Origin of the sequence: Paenibacillus nanensis, assembly GCF_003583765.1 — a bacterium.
Taxonomy (GTDB): Bacteria; Bacillota; Bacilli; order Paenibacillales; family Paenibacillaceae; genus Pristimantibacillus; species Pristimantibacillus nanensis.
In genome coordinates, this window is record NZ_QXQA01000001.1 from 301,607 (window position 1) to 320,841 (window position 19,235).

16 protein-coding genes are annotated in these 19,235 nt (G+C 55.0%); 4 read left to right on the plus strand and 12 right to left on the minus strand.

Annotated features, from left to right (window positions below; translation table 11 throughout):
• Nucleotides 1-222: 222 nt before the first annotated feature.
• Complete coding sequence (locus D3P08_RS01330) at nucleotides 223-873, minus strand: NUDIX hydrolase (protein WP_119597622.1); 651 nt, start codon at nucleotides 871-873, stop codon at nucleotides 223-225.
• Nucleotides 866-1,324 (minus strand): large-conductance mechanosensitive channel protein MscL, encoded by a 459-nt coding sequence (mscL, locus tag D3P08_RS01335; protein WP_119597623.1) that lies wholly within the window; start codon nucleotides 1,322-1,324, stop codon nucleotides 866-868. Before mscL ends, D3P08_RS01330 begins: the two co-directional genes overlap by 8 nt.
• Before the next feature lie 216 nt (nucleotides 1,325-1,540).
• Here mscL and D3P08_RS01340 point away from each other — a divergent pair, with 216 nt between their 5' ends.
• Together D3P08_RS01340 and D3P08_RS01345 are read left to right on the plus strand one after the other, a co-directional pair.
• On the plus strand, nucleotides 1,541-3,331 hold the full coding sequence (locus D3P08_RS01340; protein ID WP_119597624.1) for an ATP-binding protein: 1,791 nt from the start codon (nucleotides 1,541-1,543) through the stop codon (nucleotides 3,329-3,331).
• 121 nt (nucleotides 3,332-3,452) lie between these two features.
• Complete coding sequence (locus D3P08_RS01345; protein WP_119597625.1) at nucleotides 3,453-4,595, plus strand: DNA alkylation repair protein; 1,143 nt, start codon at nucleotides 3,453-3,455, stop codon at nucleotides 4,593-4,595.
• Nucleotides 4,596-4,678: 83 nt separating this feature from the next.
• Here D3P08_RS01345 and D3P08_RS01350 read toward each other — a convergent pair whose 3' ends face one another.
• The 6 genes from D3P08_RS01350 to D3P08_RS01370 form a co-directional block, all read right to left on the minus strand.
• Complete coding sequence (locus tag D3P08_RS01350) at nucleotides 4,679-4,969, minus strand: transposase (protein ID WP_119597626.1); 291 nt, start codon at nucleotides 4,967-4,969, stop codon at nucleotides 4,679-4,681.
• Between the two features lie 41 nt (nucleotides 4,970-5,010).
• On the minus strand, nucleotides 5,011-5,154 hold the full coding sequence (locus D3P08_RS27170; RefSeq protein WP_162848326.1) for a hypothetical protein: 144 nt from the start codon (nucleotides 5,152-5,154) through the stop codon (nucleotides 5,011-5,013).
• An 87-nt stretch (nucleotides 5,155-5,241) separates the two neighbouring features.
• Nucleotides 5,242-5,568 carry a hypothetical protein gene (locus D3P08_RS01355; RefSeq protein WP_147381759.1) on the minus strand — a complete coding sequence of 109 codons (327 nt, stop codon included), beginning with the start codon at nucleotides 5,566-5,568 and terminating at the stop codon, nucleotides 5,242-5,244.
• A gap of 26 nt (nucleotides 5,569-5,594) precedes the next feature.
• The gene (locus D3P08_RS01360; RefSeq protein WP_119597628.1) at nucleotides 5,595-6,203 is read right to left on the minus strand and encodes a TVP38/TMEM64 family protein; all 609 of its coding nucleotides are present in this window, start codon (nucleotides 6,201-6,203) and stop codon (nucleotides 5,595-5,597) included.
• 4 nt (nucleotides 6,204-6,207) lie between these two features.
• Nucleotides 6,208-7,380, minus strand: coding sequence for an MFS transporter (locus D3P08_RS01365; protein WP_240647189.1), 1,173 nt, complete (start codon nucleotides 7,378-7,380; stop codon nucleotides 6,208-6,210).
• A 28-nt stretch (nucleotides 7,381-7,408) separates the two neighbouring features.
• On the minus strand, nucleotides 7,409-8,587 hold the full coding sequence (locus D3P08_RS01370) for an MGDG synthase family glycosyltransferase (RefSeq protein WP_119597629.1): 1,179 nt from the start codon (nucleotides 8,585-8,587) through the stop codon (nucleotides 7,409-7,411).
• 140 nt (nucleotides 8,588-8,727) lie between these two features.
• Here D3P08_RS01370 and D3P08_RS01375 point away from each other — a divergent pair, with 140 nt between their 5' ends.
• Nucleotides 8,728-9,705 (plus strand): aldo/keto reductase, encoded by a 978-nt coding sequence (locus tag D3P08_RS01375; RefSeq protein WP_119597630.1) that lies wholly within the window; start codon nucleotides 8,728-8,730, stop codon nucleotides 9,703-9,705.
• 137 nt (nucleotides 9,706-9,842) lie between these two features.
• Here D3P08_RS01375 and ilvA read toward each other — a convergent pair whose 3' ends face one another.
• The gene (gene ilvA, locus D3P08_RS01380; RefSeq protein WP_119597631.1) at nucleotides 9,843-11,111 is read right to left on the minus strand and encodes a threonine ammonia-lyase IlvA; all 1,269 of its coding nucleotides are present in this window, start codon (nucleotides 11,109-11,111) and stop codon (nucleotides 9,843-9,845) included.
• A gap of 135 nt (nucleotides 11,112-11,246) precedes the next feature.
• Here ilvA and D3P08_RS01385 point away from each other — a divergent pair, with 135 nt between their 5' ends.
• Entirely contained in the window at nucleotides 11,247-11,798 is a 552-nt protein-coding gene (locus D3P08_RS01385; protein ID WP_147381760.1) for a hypothetical protein, read from the plus strand.
• Between the two features lie 90 nt (nucleotides 11,799-11,888).
• Here D3P08_RS01385 and D3P08_RS27815 read toward each other — a convergent pair whose 3' ends face one another.
• The 3 genes from D3P08_RS27815 to D3P08_RS28005 form a co-directional block, all read right to left on the minus strand.
• On the minus strand, nucleotides 11,889-14,960 hold the full coding sequence (locus tag D3P08_RS27815) for a collagen-like domain-containing protein (protein WP_276311095.1): 3,072 nt from the start codon (nucleotides 14,958-14,960) through the stop codon (nucleotides 11,889-11,891).
• Nucleotides 14,961-15,613: 653 nt separating this feature from the next.
• Nucleotides 15,614-17,416, minus strand: a complete 1,803-nt coding sequence (locus D3P08_RS27820; RefSeq protein ID WP_276311096.1) for a hypothetical protein — start codon at nucleotides 17,414-17,416, stop codon at nucleotides 15,614-15,616.
• A gap of 411 nt (nucleotides 17,417-17,827) precedes the next feature.
• Nucleotides 17,828-18,754: an exosporium glycoprotein BclB-related protein gene (locus tag D3P08_RS28005; RefSeq protein WP_476703853.1), complete on the minus strand. Its 927-nt coding sequence runs from the start codon at nucleotides 18,752-18,754 to the stop codon at nucleotides 17,828-17,830.
• Between the last annotated feature and the right edge of the window lie 481 nt (nucleotides 18,755-19,235).

A 19,235-nucleotide genomic window follows, 5' to 3' on the forward strand; every position in this document is an offset into this window, starting at 1 on the left:
AGTTTGCCTCCATGTTGGTAAGATTCGACAGTATTCTGCTTTTATCGACACATCCCATTTTATTATGAAGAGATGTGGAGGTTTTCCAAAGAAAAATTTGGATTTGCAGGTTTCGATCATCCGCTGGCGGCGTAATTGGATCTTAAGAACTAGTCGTTTTAGAGGACAAAAAAAAGCGAGGCTCAAGGGCACGGAATGCACCTCAAAACTCGCTTCATGCTTCTATTCAAGCTTCAGGGCCAGCAGTTTCTTCATCACATCTACATAGTAGGCGTTGTCCCGCGGGACAAATTGATCGGCTCGAATGCTGCGGCAGCTTGGCTGGAGCGCGCCTGATCCCGGCTCCTCCGCCAGCTCCACCCCCTGGACAACCAGCTCGCTGCGCCTTCCTTCGAATATCGCGAGCAGCTCCTCAATCTCCGCTTCATAAACGCCGGCAACCTCTTCAGGCTGCAGGCGCAGCTGCGTCATCGGCGCTTCGCTGACGAACGCGAACACATCGCTGACCTCCCGGTCGATAAACGGTTGGCCCTTTACGGCTCCGCTCAGGTCCTCCCGAACTTGCCCGAGCGGAATAAGCTCGTCAAATTCGGCCGATATACCGATCTCTTCCTCCAGCTCCCGAACGGCATCCGGCAGCGTCTCGCCGGCCGAGAGATGCCCGGCAACCGTAATATCGAAGCGGCCGGGATTCGTATCCTTGATCAGCTGCCTCATCTGAAACCATACGTACCTGCGCCCGTCCTCCGCCCGTATAACCCAGCAGTGGAAGGAACGGTGCCAGTAGCCTTTCGCATGCGTTTCAGACCGGGTGGCGGTGCCGAGCGGCCGCATGTCTTCGTCGTAGATGTCAAAGCGCTCTTCGTTAGACATTCGGCGCGGCCTCCAGGTGGGAGGTGCAATGCTTGCAGCGCGTTGCCTTCACCGGCACCTGAGACAAGCAATAGGGACATTCCTTCTCGGTCGGTTCCGCCTTGACCGCTTCCGGCTCCTCCTTCTTGCGGCGAAGCCTGTTCAATACTTTGACAAGCATGAAAATACAGAACGCGACAATGATAAAATCGAGAATAACGTTAATGAACTGGCCGTATTTGATTACGGGAGCGGTTGAAGGATCAGATAAGTTGGACGTATCCACCGGTATCTTCCACTGCAAATCTCTAAAATCGACTTTCCCCAAAATCGCCCCGATCGGCGGCATAATAATATCGTTAACGAGCGAAGTAACGATTTTGCCGAACGCGCCACCGATAATGACGCCTACCGCAAGATCGACGACGTTGCCTTTTACGGCGAACTCTTTGAATTCATTTAACATTTTCATAGATAGATTGCCTCCGTAACATCAGGTCTAACCCTAGTAATATGTAGTATGAACCAAATCTAGCATTGCTATACGAGATTGGCAAGCTGAAAAAGGCCTACCTCCCCCTAAAATCAACAAAAACCGCCAGATTTACCGAAAAGAAAAAAAGGATTTTTTGGAAATTTGTCGAAGAAAATAGGTGAGTTTACCTATCTATAGTCCAGGGGGTGCGAAATGAATGAACACATAGGTCTTGGGAATCTCTACTATCTGTTATTAGCATTAACGATTATGTGTTACGCAACCTTCACGATGATGAGTATGGTTGAGTATATAAAGCCATACGATTCGAAAAAATTTTTCAATTGGATGATAGGTGCTTCGCTTGTTTTTAGCTTGGGTTCATGGACGATGCATGTCATCTCTTTGCTTGCGTCCGACTATGTGCTGACGCTCGATTGGAGCATCGTAGCGACATTGGCGGTTTCCGTGCTCCTAACGTTTACCGGACTTTATTTCCTCTACCGGGATCGCTCAAGCTCCCGCATTAGAGAGGGGATGGCTGCCTTTCTAATCGCACTCTCCTCAATGACCCTTCATTATACGCAGATCTTTTCGAGTGACGTACAGGACTATGCCGTCGATATGCTTTGGTTCGTCTTGTCATTTATCATGAGTTTGGCAGGCTCATACATAACCATTCTGCTGCTTAACCGAAAGCCGCGGTACTACAGAATCGCCGGCAGCGTCGCGCTTGGCGTCTCCAATCTCACGATGCACCTGCTTGGCATGCGAGCCATTACCGTGGAATATCGGGGAATGATGACGGTTGAGCGGGTTAATGAATATATGTTCATGCTGGCTTATGTAATCGGCATGTGCACGTTTATGATCATCAGCTTCAGCCTTATCACTTGGATAAGCACGAGGAAGCTCGCGGTAATCGACGAACGATATAAGCTGCTTGTCGAGAACTCCATGGATACCATCGCGCTTATTAAAGAAGGCAAATGGGACTATATGAACCCGTCGGGCCTGCGGCTGTTCGAGGCGTCTCATGAAGGCGAGCTGATCGGCCGCAGCATTTATGATTGGCTGGAAGAAAGCGATCATGCTGAAATCTCAGCCTGGCTTGATGCGGAGATGCCGGCAAGTCCGGAATCGATGAAACCCGTCGAGGTGGTGTGGAGGTCGTTAACCGGTAAGCTCATTCATGCGGAGATGGTTCGAGTCCGCGCCACGATGTACGGCTCTCCAATCGAGCAGGTGATCATTCGGGACATCTCCGAACGGAAGAAAAACGAGGAGCTTCTAATTAAGACGGAGAAGCTTTCCATTGCGGGCCAGCTGGCGGCAGGCATTGCGCATGAAATTCGGAATCCGCTCACCTCGCTCAAAGGCTTCATGCAGCTGATGGCTACCGGGCGAATTCCCCACGACCGTTACTATTCGGTCATGCATGGGGAACTGGTGCATATCGAAACGATCATCAGCGAGCTGTTGATGCTCTCAAAGCCGCAAGCCTATGAATACGTCTATATCGATATTCGCAGCTTGATGAAAGAGACGATCGGAAATCTGAGTCAGATTGCCAAGCAGCACAACGTTAAAATGGTATACGTGAACGAGGTTGGCGATCATCCGCTATGGGTAATGGGAGTGAGGCCTCAGCTTCGGCAAGTATTTTTGAATCTATTGAAAAACGCCATCGAATCGATGCAAAACGGGGGCCATGTTAAAATACGGGCATTTTTAGAGGACCATGCGACGGTCGGCATTCGGATTCAAGACGAAGGGATAGGCATCCCTCAGGAGCAGCTTTCGAAGATGGGACAGCCATTTTACACGACGAAGGAGAAAGGCACCGGGCTCGGACTCATGGTGACCTATAAAATCATCGACAACCACGAAGGGCACATATTCGCGGAAAGCCAGGTGGGCGTCGGAACGACATTTACCATTCGGCTGCCTCACCGCTACCCGGCGGATACGAAAATCAAGTTTTTGAAATCCCGGTCCGTCTAATCGAACCCGGATGGGGACCGCTTGCGGAAAGTGCATCATCTGTGATATATCTCTTATATCCAAACATATGTTCTTAGTCGAAAAGCATGTTTGGCATTGTCGCCGCCAGGAGGAATAAGAGATGGCTGAACCATTGAAGCATATGTATGACGGAACGTTCCTTGAAGATTTCGGTTCCCGCCTGGAGGAAGCTTGGACGCCGTTCGATAAGGTGAAATTTGCAGCGGATGCGCGGAGAGACGACTGGGAGACGTTAGAGCTGAAGCCGCGTATACGGAGAATTACGGAGGCTTTAGGAGCAAACCTGCCGAGCGATTACCGGGAGGCCATCGGCATTCTATACAAGATTGACGGCGCATGTGTCGGCTTTCCGTACCTGTTCTTCCCGGATTTCGTTGAGGTATACGGAAGACAGGAGCAGGACTGGGAGCTCTCGATGGAGGCTTTGGCCCGCTTTACGCAGCGTTCCTCGTCAGAGTTTGCGGTAAGGCCTTTTATTAGCGAGCATCCGGACCGGATGATCCCGCAGCTGCTACAGTGGGCAGAGCATCCGAACGAACATGTCCGGAGACTGTCGAGCGAGGGCTCGAGGCCGCGTCTGCCTTGGGGACAAGCGCTTACGCTTTTTAAGCGGGATCCTGCGCCGATGATTCCGCTGCTGAACAAACTGAAGGCGGATCCGTCATTATATGTCCGCAAAAGCGTCGCGAATCACTTAAACGATATTGCCAAGGATCATCCCCAGCTTGTGATCGAGCTTGCCGAGCGCTGGAAGGGGCGGAATGAGCGGACGGACTGGATTATACGGCACGCATGCCGTACTCTAATCAAACAGGCGGAACCTAGAGTGATGGCGCTGTTCGGCTATGCGGGACAAGAAGAAGGAGCCGGTACGGCGGAGAGCTTGGTCCATGATGCAGTCCTAACCCTTTCGAGCGGGGAAGCGCAAATCGGAGGCGAAGTCGAGCTTCGTTACAGCTTTCATGTGACCGGACAAAATACGCAGCAAAATGCAGGGAAGCTTAAGCTGCGGATCGAATACGGCATCGATTTCGTCAAGGCCGGAGGGAAAACGTCCATGAAGCGGTTTCTGCTGTCCGACCGCGAATATGCGTCCGGTGAGAAGGCGTCGGGAAAGCGGGTTCACCGCTTTGCGGACCTGACGACACGCAAGCATTACGAGGGGCTGCATGTGTTCACCTTATGGGTGAACGGAATCGAAACAGCAAGGACTGAGCTTCAGCTCTTTAGCAGCAACGCTTAACATCGATAAAAAACGGGAGGTTTCTGCCAGCCGTGCAGCTGCAGCTTACCTCCCGTTTCCTGTTCCTGTGAGCCTAGACGATTCTATTGCTTATCGGTCTTATTGCTTCCCTTATGACGTCTTGGATGCTGCATATGCGCTTCGGGATCATCATCGTCATCGTGAGGGATAAGCCGTTGATCGGTGCGGCCCTCATGATGATTATCGAACACGAGCTCGACTTGCTTCCACTCCGTGCTGCCCATAATGGGGTCGGCCGGGAAACGCTCACCGCGTTCTAAACGCTCGGGGCGGCCCCATTCGTTCTGATAGACGCCGTCAGCCTCTACCGGTTCGCCGGATATGGGATTCATTTGTTTTTTTTCGTTGCTCATTGCCATTCCCCTCCTCACACTGTCCTAAGAAGCGCGGCGCCTTACAGACCGTGCTTCGGTACCGCCGCGCGGTCCGCGTCCGATTGCTGCTCGCTCGCGCGTTCTTTGCTTGCGAGGTTGCGGTCGGCTAACGATTGTGCCTTGCTGGCAGCCCTTTGGCGGTCGGATAGATGCTTTCCGGACATGGGTATCGCTCCTTTGCAGGATTAATCATGATCTTACGTGATGAAGATCAGGATTAGTGTGCCACGGGAGGTTCGAATATATAAGCGTTATAACAATCGCAGCTCGCAGGAAGGGCATACGTCGTCTTTTTCCGTCACTTCCGCTCCGCATGCCGGACAAGGCTCGCGGAAGGCTGCCGTTTGAGCAGGAACCTTTGCCTTACCGTTGGCTTCAACTGCCTGATTCGCGGCTTCTTGTCCGCCGCCGCTTCGTAAATGAGCGGGCGTCCCGAAGATCGTTTCGACCATCTCCCGAAGCATTTTGTACTTGCCCGAATCATCGTCGGACGCCGCCTTGATAAATATAAACATCGCACCTAATAAGAGGGCGGCGAGGAGAAGCACGACCGAGGTCGCGCCTATGTCGACCCACACGTTAAGCTGCGCTCCGCCTGTGTGCCTCATCCGTTAATCTGATAACGGCTCTCCAGCTTTTTGCCTCCGAACCACATAACGAGGACAGCCGTGATGGATACGAAAATACGCCAAGGCTCATCCACTAGATTGCCGATGTCGAAGCTGATAATCGAAATAACAAAGATCATGACGGCTTTCCCCATAATGGTCGCGAGGAGGAAAGTATGAAAGGGAACCTTGCTTAATCCGGAAATAACCGTGATGACGACAGATGGCGTAAAAGGGAAGCAGGCAAGCAGAAATAACGGGGTAAAGCCCCTTCGTTCAATCCAGTTGAAAAACCGCTCCGATTTCGGGAACCGCCGCATCAGCTTCGTTTTGACATTTCGCCCAAGAGAACGGCATATCAGGAAGACGCAGAGAGCGCCTGCCGTAACGCCGATCCAGGAGAAAAGAAAGCCGAGCCCAAGCCCATAGATGTTGGCGTTAGCCGCAATAATGACGATCAGCGGCAGGAAGGGAAGGAACGATTCCACGAATGGAAGCGCGATGCCCGGCAAAGGTCCGAATTGCGAATAGCCTTCAAGCGTTTTCTGTATGCTGTCGACATCCATCTCCTTCAGATCATTGATCCAATTCTGCAAATGACTCATAACGTTAATGTACCCCGCCCTGTTTCAAAGTTGAATAATAGACGCCAATTAAACCGAACAACACTGCGCTTGTCCAAAATACGGTTGTTTCGCCGCCCCATAAAGCGAGGACGCCGCCTAGTATCGGTCCGATCATGACACCGATGCCTTCGAAGGTGGATAGAAGTCCCCAGCCAATCCCTTCTTGCTTAGGTGGTACGTATGAAGCAAGCATCGCGTTCCAAGTTGGCAATATTGCGGCATAGGACAATCCAAGGACTACCGCAATAACAAAACAATACCAGAAGGAAAGCCCCCATGCCAGTAGGTAAAGACCGATCGCGAAGGAAGCGAATCCGGATACAAGGAACCAGCGTTTGCCGCCCAGCATGTCCGACAGCTTGCCCATCGGTATCATCCCGGCTACGGCGCATAAGCCGCCGGCGGTAAGCAGGATCGAATATTGGGCGCCGGTCAGGCCTAGCTTGTTCGTAGCGAACGTGGGCAGGATCGGAATCAGCATGCTTGCACCGACCGTCTGCAGAATCATGCCAGGCAAGAGCAGCCGCATTGCGATGATTCTCTCCCGAAGCGCCGTTAATTGCTCGCGTATCGGTATACGGTTTAGCACGGCGGTCTCACGGCCGCCTCGCATGAAGAAGGACAGAACGACGGCGGCCGCAGAAAGCAAAATGAGCAGATTGTACGTCATCGCTGAGCTGTAATCGAGCAGGATGTTGCATATAATCGGCCCGCTGCCGAGTCCAAAGAGCCAAACGGTGTATAAGTAGCCCATTTGCGTTGCCCGGTGCTCGTCCGTTACTTTCGTTAAACATACGATCCAAATCGGCGACATCCCGATGCCGTATATCGCCGCCGCGCCGATGAACATCCAGGGCAGATCGGCGAATTGCAGCGCGTAGACGCCGGCTAACGCCACAATAAGGCTGATTTGCACGATAAGACGAGGGGAGAACCGGTCTAACAAATAACCGATCATAATTTTGAGCAGGGTATCGGTAATATAGTGAGCGGAAATAGCGACGCCGATGACATCGGGAGATAGTCCAAGCGTCTCGGCGCCATAGATCGGCAGCAGGCTGACCAAGACCGCTCCTCTTACGAATTCCACAATAAATAAAATGACGGAGAGGAGCAGCATGTTCGCCCCTACTCCGAATATTTGACGTTTAGCCACGTAATAAGCTCCTTTGCCGTCCATGTCATCAAAAGAGTGATGCATGATTTATTATACGTAATTTGGATACAATATCCAAAACGATGGTCTGAGCGGCGGAGACGGAGGGGTGGCTATCCTTCGGCTGCAGCTTGCGGATGTGGAATCTCATATTCATGAGCCGCATCGGGTCATGGACAAGTTCAAGCATCTGGTTAATTAAATCATCCATATCGTTGGAGACAATAGCCGCTCCTTTGGATTGGAGATACAGAGCGTTTTGCTTCTCTTGGCCGGGAACCGGCCGGTAAATAAAAGCCGGCAATTCGGCGGCAATCGCTTCGGCCAGCGTCACGCCGCCGGGTTTCGTCACCAGGCAATCCGAAATCGCCATTAGCTCGTGAATGTCGTTCATGTAGCCAAACGCGTGAAGACGGCTTGCGGCGGGATGCTGCCGGAAGCGCTCGACCGCGGCTGAATGCAAGAGGTCATTCCGTCCGCATACCAGCGCAATTTGAAGCTCGGGAGCCCGAAGCAGCATCGTTTCGCACATTTCCAGCACATGGGGCAAGACGCCTTGCGCGCCGGCCATGACGAGGGCGGTCGGATTTCCCGCCTGCAGCCCGTATTTGGCATAGAGCTCAGCCGCGCGGGTAGCGGCCTGAAACCCTTTTTTTAGGGGAATGCCGCTTACTTTAATATTTTGCGGATGAATGCCGAGCTGCCGAAGCTCGCTGCTTAAATCGGGAGTAGCGACATAGTACCGGTCAATGCTGGGATGGACCCAGCGGCAGTGCAGATCGAAATCGGTTATGACCGAAAAGGAAGGGACGCGTTTGCTTGGATTTTTCAAGCTTTGATGGGCATAAAAAGGGAAGGTGTACACTACCGCATCGGGCTTCTCCTTCTGCAGCAGCTGCCGAACCTTCTGACGGCCGAAGGAGTGCAGCCAGCTGCCGAACAGCGAATTGTGCTTCATCGGCTTGGTAATGTCGTACATCCACCCGTATAGATAGGGGAGATGAGTATAACTGCTTTGATAAAAACGCCTGGTCATTTCGTTCAGCCAAGGATGCGATTCGGCCATGAGATCGCACATGACAATCTGGTGCTCCCCGTAATCGGCGCATGCGTCACGAAGCGCCTTGGCGGCTTGAATATGTCCTTCGCCGTAAGAAGCGTACACGATTAGCAATTTAGGTAAACGGGCTTGGGATTGTAGCAGCATGCCGCACCTCCTATCCTAAAGTGTAAATTTGTATTGTAAAATAGATGTGAATTTACTTTGGATCCTTTATATTATTTTTGTGTAGGAATTGTAATATCCGTCCTCATTTAACGAACCCTAAACAAAAGGAGTGAAAGCTTGTGAAGTATACTTATCTGGGCCGATCCGGCCTCAAGGTCAGCAAGCTGTGTCTCGGTACGATGAATTTCGGCGTTGACACCGATGAAAGGGAAGCGTTCCGAATTATGGATGCGGCGCTTGATGCCGGCATTAACTTCTTCGATACGGCGAATATTTACGGATGGGGAGAAAATGCCGGCCGAACGGAGGAAATTATCGGCAGGTGGTTCAAAGAGGGAGAGGGGCGGAGAGAACGTACCGTCCTGGCTACTAAAGTGTATGGCGATATGCATGATACATATGACGGTCCGAACCGTGAGCAAGGGCTGTCCGCTTACAAAATCCGACGTCATTTAGAGGGTTCTCTGAAGCGGCTGCAGACCGATCATATCGAGCTGTACCAAATGCATCACGTTGACCGCAACGTCAGCTGGAATGAGCTGTGGGATGCGTTTGAAATCGCGCAAATGCAGGGTAAAATCGGTTATGTCGGGTCCAGCAACTTCGCCGGCTGGGACATTGCGGTCGCGCAAGGGGAAGCGAAGGCGAGAGGAAGGCTGGGCCTTGTATCGGAGCAGCACAAGTATAATTTGCTGTGCAGGCTTCCGGAGCTTGAAGTGCTTCCGGCCTCGCAGGCGCTTGGGCTGGGCGTTATTCCGTGGAGTCCGCTTGACGGGGGCTTGCTCGCGGGCAATCACCGCCGCAAAGGCGGCGGACGCAGAAGCGGCGACGACAAGCGTCTCGAAAAGCATCGCGCGCAGCTAGACGCTTATGCGAAGCTGTGCGACGAGATCGGCGAGCCGGAGGACCTGGTCTCGCTGGCATGGCTGCTGCATAACCCGGCCGTTACCGCGCCGATTATCGGCGTCCGTACGCTGGAGCAATTCGAGCGCTCCCTCCGCGCAGTCGAGCTCGAGCTGAGCGAGGAGACGCTGAAGCGAATCGACGAGATCTTCCCGGGTCCTGGCGGGGACGCGCCGCGAGCGTACGCTTGGTAAGTATCGTCTTTATACGAGGTCGATCTGGTTTGGAAATTGTGCGGTAACGTCGTTTTTGGCGGTTATAGTCAACCGTTTTGCCATCAATCATAATCAAAGCCCGAGATTCGAAATCTCGGGCTCCTTTGCGTCCATGGTCAAATAAGTAAGTTGAATAATACGGGGTCTTTGTTCAGCTCTAGAAATTGAAAGCCTTTTTTCGTCATGCGATCAACGAGGGGCAAGTAGTCCTCCCGGTGCTTGAGCTCGATGCCGACGAGCGCGGGACCATTATCTTTGTTTGATTTTTTCGTATATTCGAAGCGGGTGATGTCATCGTTAGGTCCAAGCACCTGGTCTAGAAATTCTCTTAAAGCTCCGGCTCTTTGAGGGAAGTTGACCATAAAATAATGCTTATACCCTTCGTAAATCAACGAGCGTTCCTTAATTTCCTGCATCCGGTCGACGTCATTATTGCCTCCGCTCACTACGCATACGACCGTTTTGCCTGCGATTTGATCACGGTAAGCGTCAAGCGCGGCAATCGGAAGCGCACCGGCAGGCTCAGCGACGATGGCGTTCTCGTTGTACAGATCGAGCATCGTCGTACATACTTTACCTTCCGGAACGACGACTACATCATCAAGGAGCTCTTGGCATATGGAGAAGGTCAGGTCGCCGATTCGTTTCACGGCAGCGCCGTCCACGAATTTGTCAATTTGTTCAAGCGGCACGACCTCGCCGGCATCGAGGGAAACGCGCAGGGATGGGGCACCCTCGGGCTCAACGCCGATAATGCGGGTATCGGGCGATACCGTTTTGACGTAAGAAGCGACGCCTGCTGCGAGTCCGCCACCGCCGACCGTTACGAATATAAAGTTAGGGGCCGTCTCCGCTTTTTCCATCAGCTCCTGACCGACTGTACCGTTGCCGGCAATGATTTTGCGGTCATCAAAAGGATGGATGAAAGCCATGTTACTCCGCTTGCTCTCCGCGATAGCCTCTGCGTACGCGTCGTCGAACGTATCCCCGGTTAAAATAACCTCAACCATATCTCCGCCGAAAAAGGCGACCTGCTTCACCTTTTGTCTAGGCGTAGTGCTAGGCATGTAGATTTTGCCTGGAATGCCGAGCGCCTGACACGAATAGGCCACGCCCTGGGCGTGATTACCGGCGCTTGCGCACACGACGCCTTGCGTAATTTCTTCCGGTGTCAGGGAGCGCATAAGGTGGTAGGCTCCTCTTATTTTGAACGAACGAACAACCTGAAGATCTTCCCGTTTCAGCCAAACCTGGCAGTTGTATCGTTCGGATAGAACGCGATTATATTGCAGAGGCGTTCGGGAGATGACATCCTTTAGATGCATCTGCGCTTGAACAATCTCTTCCAGACCAATGCGATAATATGAATTAGAATGGACTCCCATTACGTAACCTTCCTTCCGGTTAAGCGCAAGACTTTGACTTTTTAATGATTCATTATACCATTATGTCAGAGAGAATGTAGGGACGGTCTGCAAAATAATTGATGGGAATGTCTTGCTAGAGCAGGGGGAGGGTGTATGATGGGAAGAGTGTTTAAGAGGCTTTTTATAACGTTAGTTGTATTAGTCATAATAGTGGGGGGCGCAATTTGGGGGCTGCTCCGTTATATTGCGCCGGATCAACAGCTGAATCTTAACTATAGCCCAATCGACGTAAAGCAGAAGGCGCTCGACATGGTGAAAGAGCTGAAGCCGGAGCTCGTGCTGACGGAAGAGGATGTAAACAATTTGATTAAGAAACATTTGGATCCAATCATAAAAGAGGATGTGAGGGTTGAAGGCGCTAAGTTTCATTTAGTAGAGGATCGAATGATTGCCGATCTAAATGTGACGTATCGTCAAAAAATTCCTGCACAGATCCGAGCTGAGTATGGACTGAAGTGGGAGGATCACCAATTGATATTGGAGCCGAAAGACTTGTCTTTGAAAAGTATAAGATTGCCGAGTGACATACTCGAAAAGGTTTCAATTCCTATTGACTTGCCAGCAGATGAGGTCATCTCTATAAAAGATGTGAAATTTGAAACTGGGCAGATTAGAGTTAAATTCCATATGAAATTGCCTTTCTAATAGAACAGATATTTTCCTCAATAGTTATTTTGCAAAAAAAAGGCCAGCCAGACGAATCTGGATGGCCTATGAAATCCAAGCTAAACGTACTTAATCTCCGACTTTTGCTATTGTAAGTGAACTGCTGTCTACTGCAACTCCATCAAGTAAGCCTGTCAAAGTAATATCGCTAGTACCATTATTAATTATTTCGATAGTGTCCCCTGTCACTAATCTTCGCATAACAAAACCGGAGAATGATTGTGGGCTGGCTTCAGGGCTGGCTGTACCTCCGGAGGAGCCAGTTAAGACGGTTGTCGAATTAAGCTGAATTGCGAAGTTAGCAGTTTGGTCTCCATCAATGATTACCATATAGGAAATGACATAAATGCCATCCTGATTTATCGTGATGAGACCAGCGGCGTTAGTAAATGTTAATGCTGGTTCTATGCTCTGAGTAACGAGTGGAATTCTTGTATCAGCACCGATGGTGATGGCTGCTCCGTTACTGAAATGTGCAGCTGCTGGTGCAAAGGTTTCGCCAGTGTCTCCTGTTGGCCCTGTCGGTCCGGTTGGTCCGGTCGGTCCGGTTGGTCCGGTCGGTCCGGTCGGTCCAGTTGCACCGTCAACTCCAGTTTCACCTGTCGGCCCAGTTGGTCCTGTTGGCCCTGTCGGCCCCGTCGCCCCGTCAGCGCCCGTCGGTCCGGTCGGTCCCGTCGCCCCGTCAGCACCCGTCGGCCCGGTTGGTCCCGTCGCCCCGTCAGCACCCGTCGGCCCGGTTGGTCCCGTCGCCCCGTCAGCACCTGTTGCTCCGGTTGCACCGTCAGCGCCAGTCGGCCCGGTTGGTCCCGTCGGTCCAGTCGCGCCGTCAGCTCCCGTTGCTCCGGTTGCGCCGTCAGCACCGGTCGGTCCGGTTGGTCCCGTCGGTCCAGTCGCGCCATCAGCACCTGTTGCTCCGGTTGCGCCGTCAGCGCCAGTCGGTCCCGTCGGTCCAGTTGGTCCGGTCGCGCCGTCAGCGCCAGTCGCACCGGTTGGTCCCGTCGGTCCAGTAGGTCCGGTAGGTCCAGTCGCGCCATCAGCGCCTGTTGGTCCGGTTGCACCGTCAGCGCCAGTCGCACCAGTTGGTCCCGTCGGTCCGGTTGCGCCGTCAGCGCCAGTCGCACCAGTTGGTCCCGTCGGTCCGGTTGCACCGTCAGCGCCAGTTGCGCCAGTCGGCCCTGTTGGTCCAGTTGGTCCCGTCGCGCCGTCAGCACCAGTAGCTCCAGTCGCACCAGTCGGTCCCGTCGGTCCGGTTGCACCGTCAGCGCCGGTTGCACCAGTCGCGCCAGTCGGCCCTGTTGGTCCAGTTGGTCCCGTCGCGCCGGCAGCGCCAGTAGCTCCAGTCGCACCAGTCGCACCAGTCGCGCCAGTCGGTCCCGTCGGTCCGGTTGCACCGTCAGCGCCGGTTGCACCAGTCGCGCCAGTCGGCCCTGTTGGTCCAGTTGGTCCCGTCGCGCCGTCAGCGCCGGTTGCACCAGTCGCGCCAGTCGGCCCTGTTGGTCCCGTCGCGCCGTCAGCGCCGGTTGCACCAGTCGCGCCAGTCGGCCCTGTTGGTCCAGTCGCGCCGTCAGCGCCGGTAGCGCCAGTCGCGCCAGTAGCGCCAGTCGGTCCCGTCGGTCCGGTTGCACCGTCAGCGCCGGTTGCACCAGTAGCGCCAGTCGGCCCTGTTGGTCCAGTCGCGCCGTCAGCGCCGGTTGCACCAGTAGCGCCAGTCGGCCCTGTTGGTCCAGTCGCGCCGTCAGCGCCGGTTGCACCGGTAGCGCCAGTCGGCCCTGTTGGTCCAGTTGGTCCAGTCGCGCCGTCAGCGCCGGTTGCACCAGTAGCGCCAGTCGGCCCTGTTGGTCCAGTTGGTCCAGTCGCGCCGTCAGCGCCAGTAGCACCAGTCGCGCCAGTCGGCCCTGTTGGTCCAGTCGCGCCGTCAGCGCCGGTAGCACCAGTAGCGCCAGTCGCGCCAGTAGCGCCAGTAGCGCCAGTCGGTCCCGTCGGTCCGGTTGCGCCGTCAGCGCCAGTCGCGCCAGTTGCGCCAGTCGGTCCCGTCGGTCCAGTTGCACCAGTCGCGCCAGCGGCCCCGGTTGGCCCCGTCGGTCCCGTTGTTCCAAAAGGAGCTTCTAGCCGGACGATGGCAGAACCATCAGTGACTGTAATTTCGATCGAATCAGATTCAAAAATTAAATTTTCTCCAAGTGCTACTGTAGCAGCACCCGTTGGGCCAAGAACATTAAAGAGCCCTTCGCCGGTGTCAAAAGTGCCGGTTGGTCCCGTCGGTCCCGTCGGTCCTGTAACGCCGTCAGCGCCTGTTGCTCCGGTTGCACCGTCAGCGCCAGTTGGTCCGGTTGGTCCCGTCGGCCCTGTGCCGCCCGTCGGTCCAGTTGGTCCAGTTGGACCTGTACCGCCAGTCGATCCGGTTGGTCCCGTCGGCCCTGTGCCGCCAGTTGGTCCGGTTGGTCCCGTCGGCCCTGTGCCGCCCGTCGGTCCAGTTGGTCCCGTCGGTCCTGTGCCGCCCGTCGGTCCAGTTGGTCCCGTTGGCCCTGTACCGCCAGTCGATCCGGTTGGTCCAGTTGGTCCCGTTGGCCCTGTACCGCCCGTCGGTCCGGTTGGTCCGGTCGGCCCTGTGCCGCCCGTCGGTCCGGTTGGTCCCGTTGGTCCAGTGCCGCCCGTCGGTCCAGTTGGTCCAGTTGGCCCTGTACCGCCCGTCGGTCCAGTTGGCCCTGTGCCGCCTGTCGGTCCGGTTGGTCCAGTCGGTCCAGTGCCGCCCGTCGGTCCGGTTGGTCCAGTCGGTCCAGTGCCGCCTGTCGATCCACTTGGCCCAGTCGGTCCAGTTTGTCCAGTCGCACCAGTTGGCCCTGTAGGGCCAGTGGCACCTGTTGCGCCAGTAGCGCCAGTAGCGCCAGTAGCGCCAGTAGCACCAGTAGCACCAGTAGCACCAGTAGCACCAGTCGCGCCAGTAGCACCAGTAGCACCAGTAGCACCAGTAGCACCAGTAGCACCTGTTGCTCCAGTCGCGCCACGCTTTCCTCGTTTTCCTCGTTTTCCTTCTTTACCTCGAGGTCCGCGTGGCCCAGGCGGTGGAGGAGGCACTTCAAGACGAACATTTGCGGAGCCTTCCGTTACGACGATATCGATCGAATCGGATTCGAAATTCAATCGTTCTCCTAGACCGACTTTAGCGGAGCCTATAGGGCCTGTCACTTTAAATAATGTTTCTGAGCGATGATGTTTTCTTGAGCGCTTCTTCTCTTCCTTTTTTTCTTTTTTGGATGAATGGATCGATAATGAAGATTTTTTTGAAGAATTCCGTTTTTTTGTGATGATGATGGTTCTTCGTTTGCGTGTATTAAAATCCAGAATCATACACCTCCCTTGAGTTTGGTTCATAGTACGATCAATAAAGGATAAGCGTATGTGCGTTTAGAGGAGGAGGGGGGGGGAATTCTAAAAAATGGTTATTTATAAGGAGAGGGCAGTGGCGTCGCTTAGTGCTTGACTTTTGGGTTTATAGAGTTGAAGAGCCTCTTAATTACGTTATTCGTACGGAATGCTTATATACTATTAGCATCTGGTAGATGTATACAAATGAATAGAGCCTGTAGTAAACAATCTGTTCAAAAACACTTGCACATTCAGATATCGCGAAAAACTTCCTATTGATTCGTGCAATTTCACTTAAATTTAGAATCGTCGATCCTTACGATCTTAAACCTGTAAATTTAATTTGCTGTTTAAAATAAAGCTGCCGTAAACAAGTATTTTGAAGCAAAAAAAGGACTGAACGCTTGAAGCGCTCGGTCCTTTAATTGTTAGAGAGAGCTGATTTTTTTGACGGTAATGGTTGCATTTGTATTGCCGTGTAATTGTGTAGGGTTCGTTGTATCGGAGTTCACGAGTTGAAGAGTAACAGGTACAGTGGTGACTTGAATTATTATTTCGCCTGTAACCGGTCCGCCGCCCTGGCCTGTGAAAGGTAAGGTAGTGACACTTATACCGCCAAGCTCGAGGCTGAAGCCCATTGCATCGCCTGCGTTGTGGACAGCAAAATTCACTTCATAATAGCCGGTTTCATTGATCGTAATTGTGCTTGATGGTGGCGTAAACGTAAATGCCGTTCCGACTTCAAATCCATTGGTAAACGTAATCGGTGTTTCCGGTGGCACTGTGTCGGTACCCGTGCCACTAAATACTCTCCATGCTGTAACGAAACTTTCGAGTTCTCCCGGAGCTCCGGACGGTCCGGTCGGTCCGGTCGGTCCGGTCGGCCCCGTCGGTCCCGTCGGCCCAGTTGGACCGGTCGCACCGTCAGCTCCCGTTGCACCAGTCGCGCCTGTAGCACCAGTCGCACCAGTCGCGCCAGTCGCGCCATCAGCTCCGGTCGGCCCCGTCGGCCCAGTTGGACCGGTCGCACCGTCAGCTCCCGTTGCACCAGTCGCGCCTGTTGCACCTGTCGCACCAGTCGCGCCAGTCGCGCCATCAGCTCCGGTCGGCCCCGTCGGCCCAGTTGGACCGGTCGCACCGTCAGCTCCCGTTGCACCAGTAGCGCCTGTTGCACCTGTCGCACCAGTAACGCCTGTTGCACCTGTCGCGCCGTCAGCACCCGTAGGCCCAGTTGGTCCAGTTGGTCCAGTCGCACCTTCAGCGCCTGTAGCGCCTGCTGCGCCAGTTTCACCTGTCGGTCCAGTTGGCCCAGTCGGACCCGTGCCGCCGGTTGGTCCAGTCGGCCCCGTTCCACCGGTTACACCAGTCGGTCCGGTTGGCCCTGTTGGTCCTGTTCCACCGGTTACACCAGTCGGTCCGGTTGGCCCTGTCGGTCCAGTGCCGCCCGTTGGTCCAGTTGGCCCTGTCGGTCCAGTGCCGCCCGTTGGTCCAGTACCGCCTGTTTCACCAGTTGGTCCAGTTGGCCCTGTCGGTCCAGTGCCGCCAGTTGGTCCAGTCGGCCCCGTTGGTCCAGTACCGCCTGTTACACCAGTTGGTCCGGTTGGCCCTGTCGGTCCAGTGCCGCCCGTTGGTCCAGTTGGCCCTGTTGGTCCAGTACCGCCTGTTTCACCAGTTGGTCCAGTTGGCCCTGTCGGTCCAGTGCCGCCAGTTGGTCCAGTTGGCCCTGTCGGTCCAGTGCCGCCAGTTGGTCCAGTCGGCCCCGTTGGTCCAGTGCCGCCCGTCGGTCCAGTCGGCCCCGTCGGTCCGGTGCCGCCCGTCGGTCCAGTTGGCCCCGTCGGTCCGGTGCCGCCCGTCGGTCCGGTTGGCCCTGTGCCGCCAGTTACACCCGTTGGTCCAGTTGGCCCCGTCGGTCCAGTTCCGCCTGTAGCCCCAGTCGCGCCAGTTGCTCCCGTAGCTCCAGTAGCCCCAGTCGCGCCAGTTGCTCCCGTAGCTCCCGTAGCTCCAGTAGCCCCAGTCGCGCCAGTTGCTCCCGTAGCTCCTGTAGCTCCCGTAGCGCCAGTTGCACCAGTTTCGCCTCGTTTGCCTCGTTTACCTCGTTTGCCTTTCTTTCCTTCTTCGCCTCTAGGCCCGCGCGGTCCGCGTGGTCCAGGCGGAGGCGGCGGCACTTCAAGGCGAACATTTGCCGAGCCTTCCGTCACGACGATATCGATTGAGTCTGATTCGAAGTTCAACCGTTCACCTAAACCGACGGTAGCGGAGCCTACAGGGCCCGTAACTTTAAATAGTTTGTTTAGTCCATGATGTCCATGATGCTCATGATGTTCGTGATGTTCGTGCCCGTGATGCTCATGATGCCCGTGATGCTTGTGCTTCTCCTTCTTCTTGAAGCAACGCGAGATTCTACTAGAATGAATGGATAGATTAGGCTTTTTCGAGAGCTTTTGTTTTTTCGTAATTTTGATTGTCTTTCGTTTACGTGATTGAAAATTCAGAATGACACACCTCCCATTCGTTTGTCTCATTGTACGAAGAGGAAGGGAATCATGTATGTGCGTTTATAGGGGTTGGGAGGAAACTTATAAAAATGGTCGGACATACAAAATAAAAGGCCAAGCGTATCATACAACGCTTGACCTTGAAGCCTAAGCCAGGGATACGCCGGCGCTGGCATACCCGATGACTGTATTAACAAGAGAAAGACCAGTGGCGGTAGCCGAGAATACCATCAGAAGACGAGTTCCCGCAGCTACGGGAATGTTTAGCCCGGATACCGCATCAGAACTGTTTTCCCCGACCTCAACAAGCCCAGTAAGGGGAGGGCTGAGCGTGACAAGGGCTCCTGGAATCGGACTAAAGATATTATCTGGTGTTGTTGAACGATACAATTGGGCAACTATCGTAACTTCCGATCCGAGCAGGCTTATTGCGGCGGTTGTGCTGAAATAGGCGGCAATTCCAGTTATGGCGCTGTCTCGCGGCACGGGGAATGCGAAGTTCAGCAAGGTTCCCGCAGCGCCTGTTAACTCGAGCGTTTCTCCAAGTACATTAAGTGTAGGCGCGCTCGAGCCGAATCCGATTAGCCCGGCAGTGCCTGCCAATCCGCCAAGAACCGTTGTCAATTCAACCGGCAATCCGGATGCAAAAGGAAGAATTGCTCCAATGCCCGGCGAACCTGTCGCGCCAGTAGCGCCAGTAGCACCTGTGGCTCCAGTTGGACCGGTAGCGCCGGTAGCACCAGTCACGCCAGTCGCGCCCGTTGCCCCTGTAGCGCCTGTGGCTCCGGTCGGTCCGGTCGGCCCTGGTTCTCCTGCGCCTGTAGCCCCCGTCGCACCGGTCGCACCCGTGGCGCCAGTAGCTCCCGTTGGCCCGGTCGGCCCCGGCTCACCTGCACCGGTTGCGCCCGTCGCTCCTGTCGGACCAGTCGCGCCAGTCGCTCCGGTAGCTCCCGTAGCTCCAGTAGCGCCGGTCGGTCCGGTCGGTCCGGCTTCGCCGGTCGCACCCGTAGGGCCGGTGTTGCCAATTGGCCCCTGTGGACCAACCGGTCCTTGCAGTCCTTGTGGTCCTTGCAGTCCGGCCGGCCCTTGAGGGCCAGCTTCACCTTGCGGCCCTTGCGGTCCAACGGCGCCCTGAGGACCGCGTTCCCCCGTTGCTCCTGTAGCGCCGGTCGCGCCGGTGTTGCCGATTGGACCTTGAGGTCCGACAGGTCCCTGAGGTCCGGCAGCGCCTTGCGGCCCTTGCGGCCCTTGCGGCCCGACCGGTCCCCGGAGTCCTTGCGGTCCCTGCGGGCCAGGGTCACCTTGAATGCCTTGCGGCCCTTGCGGTCCAGCCGGTCCCTGAGCACCCGCGGGCCCTTGCGGCCCAATAGGTCCCTGAGCGCCAGTGGCGCCGGTTGCGCCAGTGGGTCCCTGCGGCCCCGGAGGTCCGCCAGGTTGACCGTCAGCTCCACGGGGGCCAGTCGCCCCGGTTGCTCCGGGAGGCCCCGCAGGCCCCCTAGGCCCTGCAGGTCCCATTGGCCCCGGCGGTCCCGCAGGTCCGGTCGCGCCGGTATGT

Bases quoted from the DNA above. Each gene is read 5' to 3' on its own strand.
- D3P08_RS01385 (WP_147381760.1), top strand. From the start codon at position 11,247: ATGATGGGAAGAGTGTTTAAGAGGCTTTTTATAACGTTAGTTGTATTA.
- D3P08_RS27170 (WP_162848326.1), bottom strand. From the start codon at position 5,154: ATGTCCGGAAAGCATCTATCCGACCGCCAAAGGGCTGCCAGCAAGGCA.
- ilvA (WP_119597631.1), bottom strand. From the start codon at position 11,111: ATGGGAGTCCATTCTAATTCATATTATCGCATTGGTCTGGAAGAGATT.
- mscL (WP_119597623.1), bottom strand. From the start codon at position 1,324: ATGAAAATGTTAAATGAATTCAAAGAGTTCGCCGTAAAAGGCAACGTC.
- D3P08_RS01360 (WP_119597628.1), bottom strand. From the start codon at position 6,203: ATGAGTCATTTGCAGAATTGGATCAATGATCTGAAGGAGATGGATGTC.
- D3P08_RS01350 (WP_119597626.1), bottom strand. From the start codon at position 4,969: ATGAGCAACGAAAAAAAACAAATGAATCCCATATCCGGCGAACCGGTA.
- D3P08_RS01340 (WP_119597624.1), top strand. From the start codon at position 1,541: ATGAATGAACACATAGGTCTTGGGAATCTCTACTATCTGTTATTAGCA.
- D3P08_RS01345 (WP_119597625.1), top strand. From the start codon at position 3,453: ATGGCTGAACCATTGAAGCATATGTATGACGGAACGTTCCTTGAAGAT.
- D3P08_RS01370 (WP_119597629.1), bottom strand. From the start codon at position 8,587: ATGCTGCTACAATCCCAAGCCCGTTTACCTAAATTGCTAATCGTGTAC.
- D3P08_RS01330 (WP_119597622.1), bottom strand. From the start codon at position 873: ATGTCTAACGAAGAGCGCTTTGACATCTACGACGAAGACATGCGGCCG.